Genomic DNA, 3154 nt, shown 5'->3' on the forward strand with positions numbered 1-3154 from the left:
TGTTCAAGGTCCGTGTGCGGTATCGGGCCGGATACGGGGGGCTCGCAGTGACGAATATCCCAACAATCAGCTGGGACTGATCAGAAGTCTCCGCTGGCGCCATTGGCCAGCGACTCGAACTTGGTGATGTTGTTCAGGAACGCCAGTTTGACCACGCCGGTGGGGCCGTTGCGCTGTTTGGCAATGATGACCTCGGCCACGCCGGGCTCCTTGCAGGCATCCTTGGTGTAGTACTCGTCGCGGTAAATGAACATGATGATGTCGGCATCCTGCTCGATGGCGCCCGACTCGCGCAAATCGCTCATCATGGGACGTTTGTCGGGGCGGGTTTCCACGCTGCGGTTGAGCTGCGAAAGCGCCATCACCGGGCATTTGAGCTCCTTGGCCAGCATCTTCAGGCCGCGCGAAATCTCGCCCAGTTCAGTGGCGCGGTTTTCACCGTCGCTGCCATTTGAGCCGCTCATCAGCTGCAAATAGTCCACCACGATCAAGCCCAACTGGCCGCATTGGCGCGACAACCGGCGCGCATTGGCACGCAGCTCGCTTGACGTGAGTCCGGCTGTTTCATCGATGTGCAGCGAGATGGTGCGCAACTTTTCAATAGCCTCCGAGAGTCGCGGCCATTCGTCGTCGGTCAACTTGCCGGTGCGCAGATGGCCCTGGTCGATGCGGCCAATGGAGCCCACAATACGCACCGCCAACTGGGCAGCGCCCATTTCCATCGAAAACACGGCTACCGGCAGCCCTTCATTCAAAGCCACATGCTCGGCAATGTTGATGGCCAAAGCCGTTTTACCCATCGAGGGGCGCGCTGCCAGAACCACCATATCGCCAGCTTGAAAGCCCGCAGTCATCCGGTCCAGGTCGTAAAAACCGGTCGGCACACCCGTCACATCATTGGGGTTGTCGGACATTTCCTGGACGCGGTCGAGCAGTTCGACCACCAGCGTGTCCATGGTTTGAAAGCCTTGCTTGGTGCGCGCGCCCTCCTCGCCGATGTTAAAAATTTTCTGTTCAGCCTCATCCAGGATCGCGGCCACGGGCCTGCCTTTGGGATTAAAGGCATTGGCAGAAATTTCTTCGCTGGTGGACACCAGTTTGCGCAAGATGGAACGTTCGCGAACGATCTCGGCATAGCGGCGAATATTGCCGGTGCTTGGCACATATTGCGCCAGCGCATTGAGGTACAGCAGACCGCCGATTTCTTCGGCTTTGCCGGAACTCTGCAGCTGCTCATAAACGGTTATGACGTCAGCCGGCTTGCCCGCATTGATCAACAAGCTCAGGGCAGCAAACACCTGACGATGCTCAAAACGGTAAAAGTCGTTTTCGCTGATCACATCGCTGACCCGATCCCAGGCAGCGTTGTCCAGCAACAGGCTGCCCAGCACGCTGGACTCGGCCTCTATGGAATGCGGCGGAATACGCAACTGGGCAAGCTGGCGGTCAGTACCCAGGTCATCGTTCAGATTTGAGAGTATGGCAGACATGATGTTTTCTTCAGACCCTGAATGTTACGACTTGCAGAACCCAATAAAAAAGCCCGACCGGAAAAGATCGGGCTTCAGAAGAAATTGGTGGGATGTGCGGGGGTCGAACCCACGACAAACGGATTAAAAGTCCGCTGCTCTACCAACTGAGCTAACATCCCTTACGCAACCAGAAGTTGCGCTTTGGCAAGCCGCAAATTATAAACAATTTCTGCTTCTCTAAAGTTCCGACTTGCTCAATTTATTCAAAATATCACCGGCAGCGCACAGCCCGAAGCTCGCCGTCACGGTCACCAACGAACCAAAACCATGGCAGTTCAGGCTGCCATCGCCTGCCACACCACAGGAAGCGTCTGGCGGCGCCACCGCCTCGGGACTATAAATGCAGGTGACACCCAGTTTTTTCCTTGCGCGCGCAGTTGGAAATTCTTTGCGCAAGTGGTAGCGAACCTTGGCCAGCAAGGGGTCGTGCGTCACGTCCAGCACATCCGCCACCGCGACTTTCTCGGCGTGACGCTTGCCACCAGCAGCGCCCACCATCACATGCAGCGCTCCCGTTTTGCGGGCCCACGCAGCCATAGCGGTCTTGGCTCTGACCTGGTCACAGGCATCAACAACGGCCTTCACCCCGGCAGGCAAAATAGCTGGCCAGTTGTCCGGCTCGGCAAAGGCCTCAACGCAGCTCACCTGACACTCGGGAAAAAACGACAGGATGCGTTCGCGCATGGCATCCACCTTGGCCTGGCCAATGCTGCTTTGCACGGCCTGAATCTGGCGATTGATGTTGGACTCTGCGACCTGATCAAAATCGATCAGGGTAAGCCGACCCACACCGCTGCGTGCCAGCGCCTCTGCAACCCATGAGCCCACGCCACCTATGCCAACGATGGCCACGTGGGCCTGGCGAATCCGTTGGGCGCCGGTAACGCCAAACAAGCGGTCAAGCCCACCAAAACGGCGATCAGGCAGACCTGTCATGCTTGTCATTTGATCGTTGCAAGACGTTCCTTGGCAGCAACAGCCGCTTCTGATTGCGGATAAGCCTTGACCAAATCGGTCAGGGTCTTGCGCGCGCCTTTGCTGTCCTTCAACTCCAATTGGCAATTGGCCACCGACAGAACTGCCTCGGGCGCACGCAGATGCTCAGGGTCCTTGGCAATCAGGGCCCGAAAATTAGCCATCGCCCCCTTGTAATCGCGCGTGGCGTATTGGGCGTTGCCCAACCAGAATAATGCGGGAACCACATAGCCGCTGGCTGGGTAGCGCACCACGAATCGTGAGAAAAGAGTTTGCGCATTGGCAAAATCACTACCTCGAAAAACTGCTAAAGCAGCTTCATAGTCCCGGGTTTCGGCCTGATCAGCCAAAAACTCTACGCCATCGACTTGAACCGTAACAGGCTCCAGTTTGCTGAAACGCTCTCTCATTGCCTGCATCTGGTCTTTTTGCTGACGTTGAATTTCAGACAATTCGCGCATGATCTGCTCGTTGTTGCCACGCAGGTTTGCAATCTCGGCCTTGAGCAGTTCGATCTGGCGTTGCAAATCAAGCAGGCTCTGCCCCAGACTGGTCAACTCCTGGTTCGAGGCCTGGCGCGCTTGCTCGGCATCGGTTCGCACGGCTTCCACGCGCTGACGCAAATCCAGGATCGCCTTGCGCGCCTC

The 3154-nt window shown here is 57.1% G+C and carries 3 protein-coding genes and 1 tRNA gene; all 4 read right to left on the minus strand.

Translation table 11 applies throughout. The features are described from left to right. Positions 1 to 80: 80 nt before the first annotated feature. Entirely contained in the window at positions 81 to 1490 is a 1410-nt protein-coding gene (gene dnaB / locus IBX54_RS13905; protein ID WP_296543254.1) for a replicative DNA helicase, read from the minus strand. An 85-nt stretch (positions 1491 to 1575) separates the two neighbouring features. After that, positions 1576 to 1651: transfer RNA gene (locus IBX54_RS13910), tRNA-Lys, on the minus strand. Positions 1652 to 1709: 58 nt separating this feature from the next. Then, positions 1710 to 2468, minus strand: a complete 759-nt coding sequence (locus IBX54_RS13915) for a tRNA threonylcarbamoyladenosine dehydratase (RefSeq protein WP_296543256.1) — start codon at positions 2466 to 2468, stop codon at positions 1710 to 1712. Positions 2469 to 2473: 5 nt separating this feature from the next. Continuing rightward, the coding region (gene ybgF / locus IBX54_RS13920) for a tol-pal system protein YbgF (protein WP_296543255.1) at positions 2474 to 3154 on the minus strand (681 nt) is incomplete at its 5' end.

Origin of the sequence: Rhodoferax sp. (assembly GCF_014859475.1) — a bacterium.
Lineage (GTDB): Bacteria > Pseudomonadota > Gammaproteobacteria > Burkholderiales > Burkholderiaceae_C > Rhodoferax.